This is a genomic window from Leptolyngbya sp. FACHB-711 (genome assembly GCF_014695615.1).
GTDB lineage: Bacteria > Cyanobacteriota > Cyanobacteriia > Elainellales > Elainellaceae > Leptolyngbya_A.
Map to the genome: position 1 here is coordinate 1 of NZ_JACJOR010000044.1, position 5,111 is coordinate 5,111.

Consider the following 5,111-nt stretch of genomic DNA (forward strand, 5'->3'; position numbering starts at 1 on the left):
CTTTGTCGGTCGTCCACACTGTGCCGTCTTTCCGCAAGAAGGAGGCTCCGGCACTTTCTTCACCACCGAAACCAAAGGAGCCATCAAGCAAGCCAGACACAAACCACTTAAAGCCAACGGGCACTTCGCAGACCTGCCGTCCAATTTCTTTTGCCACCCGATCGATCATGCTGCTGCTGACCAGAGTTTTGCCGATCGCGCTATTTGCAGACCAGTTGCTGCGCTGGGTGAATAAATACCAGATGGCAACAGAGAGGAAATGGTTCGGGTTCATTAAGCCCACACTGCGGGTGACAATGCCGTGGCGATCGGAGTCGGTGTCATTGCCAAAGGCGATGTCGTAGTCATCTTTGAGCTTCACCAGGCTTGCCATTGCATAGGGCGAGGAACAGTCCATGCGGATCTTGCCGTCCCAGTCGAGCGTCATGAAGCGAAAGGTGGGATCGACGTTGGGATTAACGACCGTAATATCTAAGCCATAGCGATCGGCGATCGGCTCCCAGTAGGCAACGTTTGATCCGCCCAAGGGGTCTGCCCCAATGCGAATGCCAGACGATCGAATCGCTTCCAGATCCACAATATTTTCCAGGTCAGCCACATAAGGCGTAATGTAGTCGAAAGCGTGGGTCGTACTGGCTTGCAGAGCAGCTTCGTATGCCATGCGCTGCACATCGCGATTCTGGGTTGCCAGCAGTTCATTTGCCCGATTTTGAATCCATTTTGTGGCTTCTGGCTCGGCCGGGCCTCCGGTAGGCGGGTTGTACTTAAAGCCTCCGTCGGTGGGCGGGTTGTGGGAAGGGGTAATGATGATGCCGTCTGAGAGTCCAGTGTTTTTGCCCTGACTATTTTTGCCTTTGTTATAGTTCAGGATGGCGTGAGAGACGACGGGCGTGGGCGTAAACTGAGCATTGCCTTCGCCTGCTGCAATCAGCACTTCAACCCCATGAGCTGCCAGCACTTCGAGCGCAGTTTTCTGAGCCGGAGCCGAGAGCGCGTGGGTATCCATGCCCATATAGAGCGGACCATCGATGCCCTGCTGCTTCCGATACTCCACAACTGCCTGCGACACTGCCAGAATATGGGCTTCGTTGAATGTGCCGTTTGCGGCTGTACCCCGATGTCCTGATGTTCCGAAGCTGACCTGCTGAAGCGGATTGCCTGCGTCCGGCTGGACGGTGTAATACTGGCTTAGCAATTGCTCAACATCCATCACCTTATCGGGAGGAACTGGCTGTCCGGCAAGGGGGCTGTTTTTAGCGTCCACAGTTTGCATGGCTTTTTTTCCCGTCAACGTTTCTCAAGACCAGAATAGCCTGAAACAACCGTCGCGCAAGTCATCCTGTCCAACTTGGGATATAAGCAGATGGGGAGATGTTGGGCGAGAAAAAATTTGCTTTGCTGATAGATAAGCAGATGAATGAGGCTAACTGTAATGAGAGAAGCACCTGTTGCCCCCGATCGCCAGACGAACCGGATTCGGCGCAAGGATTTAATATCAAGTTTGACGATTGGTGTGTTGGTCGGTTCGGTTCTATGGCTACCGATTGGCTGGTTTGCTCACCAATTTTATAATCGCCAACGAGTTGCTCAGGTGATTCTCTGTCGGCAACAGCGATTTGGCACGACCGAAGCCGAGCTAAGCCAAATTTGCGGAACACCCTATTAAGGCACAGAATTAAGACACAGAGTTAAGGCACCCATCAAAAGGCTTTGCTGCCAGATGATTGAGATGAGAGATACAGGGGCAACTGCCCTTTATTGCTTGGTTTTAATCCTATTTGGTTTTAATCCGTGCTGTCACCTTGAAGCAGTAGCCGCTAAACAATAGCTGCTAAACAATAGCCGTTGAACAATAGCCACTGACCAGTAGCCGTTGAACAGTAGCCGCAAATCTTGCCAGCTGCCCTTCGATGAGGAGACAGCAACAGATAACAGCTATATTTGTTGCTAATGATTTGTAATTCTCAGGTGATCTAGTGGATGATAGCTTCTACTTTCCGTTTGGAGTAATGCTATCAGGAGTAGCCTATGATCACTGGCTCGATGCTCTCATCAGGAGAGCTTTCCGTCGCTTTATTATTTAATTTATTGAGTTCTGCTAATTTTAGTCTTGCAAATCAAAATTATTTCAATCTCGGTGCACCTGTTGCAGTGAGTTTGGGTGCAGTTCTAGGTGCGCTAAGCCGCTATTATCTAACGATTTTATTCAGTCAACGTCTGGGAACGCACTTTCCATTTGGTACATTCTTTATTAACCTTTCTGGTTCGCTGCTAGTGGGGTTTTTGGCAACCCTGGCGATCGATCAAGTCACTTTGTCCCCAGAATTACAGCTTTTAATGATAACTGGATTTCTGGGTTCCTACACCACGTTTTCGACCTACGCACTTGATACTTCTGTGCTGTTACAGAACAAAGAACGTAAGAAAGCTCTGTTCTACTGGCTGGGCAGCTCAATCGTGGGAGGAGTGTGTCTGGAAATTGGCATGATGATCGCCCATTCGCTGCATCGGGGAGGTCACTAGAATGGGCTGGTTGCGGAGACGAGAACAAACGGGGCGATCGATTTTGCGGTCTCCTGAAGGTCGCTTGCGTATTCCAATTGCAGTTGGATTGGGAGCGATTGTTGGGGCGTTGAGTCGCTACTATCTTTCGCTTGGCATCAATCAAGGGTTGGGGATAAATTTTCCGATCGCAACGCTTTTTATTAATCTTTCCGGTGCGTTTGTTATGGGCTTCTTCACCAGCATAGCAGTCGCACGAAATATCATTTCGCCGGATGTACGCCTTATTGTTGCCGTTGGTTTTTTGGGGTCATATACCACTTTCTCAACTTATATTCTGGATATAGAAAAGCTAGTGGTGGTAGGAAACTGGCAGTTTGCTTTTCTTTACTGGGTGAGCAGTACTTTGCTAGGTTTGTTGAGCTTGGAATTAGGATGTTTTCTAGCAAGAAGAGTTCTATCGGTTTTCTGAACCTAAAACTACTTAAGCATTGCTTATAAAAAAAAGAAAATTAGCACAGAGCAGAATCGCTAATTCTGAAATTATTCAGTTTTATGCTCTTCAGTTATAAATTAGATTTCATCGATATGTGGAACTGTTCTTCCTATTCAACTTCTCCTTCTTATTTCCGATTCGGTCTAGTTAACAGATAGGGGTGATGATGTCGATCGATAAATTAATATCTCATCAGTAATCATCTCATTAGTAATCAAAAAACCCTCCTACCAAGAAAGTAAGAGGGTTTCATCAATCAAGTGATGCTCATCAACGATCGCGATAAACGCTAGTTTGAATCAGTATTGGTATGAGTATCAATTGTCTCGCTTGCATCGGGTGCAGCTGCTCCTGGCTCCGCGGCAGACTTCAAGTTTGCATCAACGACAACTGCCTGAACACCTTTAATTTCTCTGGTCAGTGGCTCAATTTTGTCGAACTGTTCTTGATCGACCACGGTTCCCGCCACGGTGACGACTCCATCTTTCGCCTCGACAGTCACTTCAGCCGCAGGCAGATTTGCCTCCAGTTTTGAGCGCACTTGGCTGGCAAGGTCAGTATCCGCTTTCACCGCGTCACCGCCATCTACATTGTTGCGTTGTTCTCGCGCTTGAATGTCAGCATTAAGCTGTCGGCGGCGTAGTTCAGAAGTTGCATCACCCTGGTTATCTTCCGCAGTCTGCTTGGTTAGATCGCCTTCAGGCTGAGCAGCATCGGGGGCACTCGAAGTGGTTCTGGCTGTGCTACAGGCAACTGCACCCAGCATGAGAAAGCTCGCCAGGAGCGTTGAAGTGAGTTTTTTCATGATATTGCAAGTTGAAGTTTGAAAGGGTTGACAAAGAATAGAAAATTCAAGCCTGAAGCAAACCAAAGCAAGGGATTCACTTTCGCTCCAGGTTTGAACTCAGACATTAGAAGCGATCGCCCTTGATGATCGGATTGCCGTTTACATCCACATCGAGTTCTTCGCGGCGGAGCGTTTCTTCAGCCTTCACCATTTCGTGATCGACTGCTTTGTGCAGATGAACTTCTTCCCGCACAATCGTTTCTTTGCGAATGTCGGGCGTTTCTTCGTACACTTCTACCCGTAAAACTTCGCCCTCCTGGAAGTTTGCCGTACCCGGAGCGACAGCCTTACCAATCTCGTCAGAAGCAATGCGCTCAACGACGACACGTTCTTTTTCGATCGGTACAGTAACTCTCGTCGTCTCGGTTTCAACCTGCTTGCTGATCGTGACTTCACCTGCTTTGCGGCGCGTTTTATCAACCCGCAGCCGTTCTTCGTATAGCCGGATTGCTTCTGTGTCTGCTACATCCCGGTGCGGAGCACGATCGACAGTTTCCGATGTTGCAGGCCGGACAGCGGCAACAGACGCTGCATTTGTTTCAACAGGCTGCGCCACTGCGCCGGGGATATCATAAATTCCCCAGCCCTCAATCCCACGATGCGAAAGAATGGCTTCGGCGCGAGTGAGGTCGGTATCGTTGCCTTCTACCATGACTAAATATTCGCCGCGAGTTACGCGATCGTGGTAGCCTCTAGCATGTTCTTCGGGAATGCCCAGCCCAACCAGTGCGCCCAATAATCCACCTGCTAGAGAGCCGATCGCAGTTCCCGACAGTGCTGTTGCCAATACCGTTGCGCCCGCACCTGCCAGCATTACAGGTCCAATGCCGGGAATTGCCAGAACGCCTAGCCCGACGAGCAGTCCCGTGAGTCCACCCAATGCACCACCACTGACTGCGCCTGCTTTCGCTCCGTCGTCTGCTTTGTTACCCACCCGATCGCTCGTCTCAACGCCTGCAATGCGATCGTGATGCTGTGTATCCTTGGCAACGACAGATACTTTGTCCATCGGAAAGCCGCTGTCTCTCAATTCAGTCAGTGCGCGTTCTGCGGCAGCGTGATTAGGAAAAGTGCCGACTGCCCGCCGAATTCGGTTTGATTGCATTAACTACCCCTTAATTTAAGTAAAACTGCATTCTCCACTTAATATTGCGTGTTCAAATTAATGATTGTGCTGACCTAAAGGCAGAACCGTTTATTGTCGATCGATAGATCTGTTTTTAAGCGCGTTGCTCCCCTGAAAAGCAATGCTACTGTTCGATCAAG

General features: G+C 49.3%; 6 protein-coding genes. 3 read left to right on the forward strand and 3 right to left on the reverse strand.

Translation table 11 applies throughout. The features are described 5' to 3' along the window. On the reverse strand, window positions 1-1,273 hold a 1,273-nt coding region (locus tag H6F80_RS00815; RefSeq protein ID WP_190789725.1), incomplete at its 3' end, for a phosphohexomutase domain-containing protein. A gap of 159 nt (window positions 1,274-1,432) precedes the next feature. Between H6F80_RS00815 and H6F80_RS00820 the strand changes: the two genes are divergently transcribed. From H6F80_RS00820 to crcB (H6F80_RS00830), 3 genes are all read left to right on the forward strand, one after another. Then, entirely contained in the window at window positions 1,433-1,666 is a 234-nt protein-coding gene (locus tag H6F80_RS00820; RefSeq protein ID WP_190789726.1) for a hypothetical protein, read from the forward strand. A 362-nt stretch (window positions 1,667-2,028) separates the two neighbouring features. Continuing rightward, window positions 2,029-2,523 (forward strand): fluoride efflux transporter CrcB, encoded by a 495-nt coding sequence (gene crcB / locus H6F80_RS00825; RefSeq protein WP_242067099.1) that lies wholly within the window; start codon window positions 2,029-2,031, stop codon window positions 2,521-2,523. 1 nt (window position 2,524) lies between these two features. After that, entirely contained in the window at window positions 2,525-2,974 is a 450-nt protein-coding gene (gene crcB, locus H6F80_RS00830; protein WP_190789727.1) for a fluoride efflux transporter CrcB, read from the forward strand. Between the two features lie 313 nt (window positions 2,975-3,287). Here crcB (H6F80_RS00830) and H6F80_RS00835 read toward each other — a convergent pair whose 3' ends face one another. Continuing rightward, a complete protein-coding gene (locus H6F80_RS00835) occupies window positions 3,288-3,803 on the reverse strand; it encodes a BON domain-containing protein (protein WP_190789728.1) in 516 nt (171 codons plus the stop codon). Between the two features lie 106 nt (window positions 3,804-3,909). Continuing rightward, on the reverse strand, window positions 3,910-4,950 hold the full coding sequence (locus tag H6F80_RS00840; RefSeq protein WP_190789729.1) for a YsnF/AvaK domain-containing protein: 1,041 nt from the start codon (window positions 4,948-4,950) through the stop codon (window positions 3,910-3,912). Window positions 4,951-5,111: the final 161 nt, after the last annotated feature.

Coding starts and splice junctions, on each gene's coding strand:
- H6F80_RS00820 (WP_190789726.1), top strand. CDS start 1,433: ATGAGAGAAGCACCTGTTGCCCCCGATCGCCAGACGAACCGGATTCGG.
- crcB (WP_242067099.1), top strand. CDS start 2,029: ATGATCACTGGCTCGATGCTCTCATCAGGAGAGCTTTCCGTCGCTTTA.
- crcB (WP_190789727.1), top strand. CDS start 2,525: ATGGGCTGGTTGCGGAGACGAGAACAAACGGGGCGATCGATTTTGCGG.
- H6F80_RS00835 (WP_190789728.1), bottom strand. CDS start 3,803: ATGAAAAAACTCACTTCAACGCTCCTGGCGAGCTTTCTCATGCTGGGT.
- H6F80_RS00840 (WP_190789729.1), bottom strand. CDS start 4,950: ATGCAATCAAACCGAATTCGGCGGGCAGTCGGCACTTTTCCTAATCAC.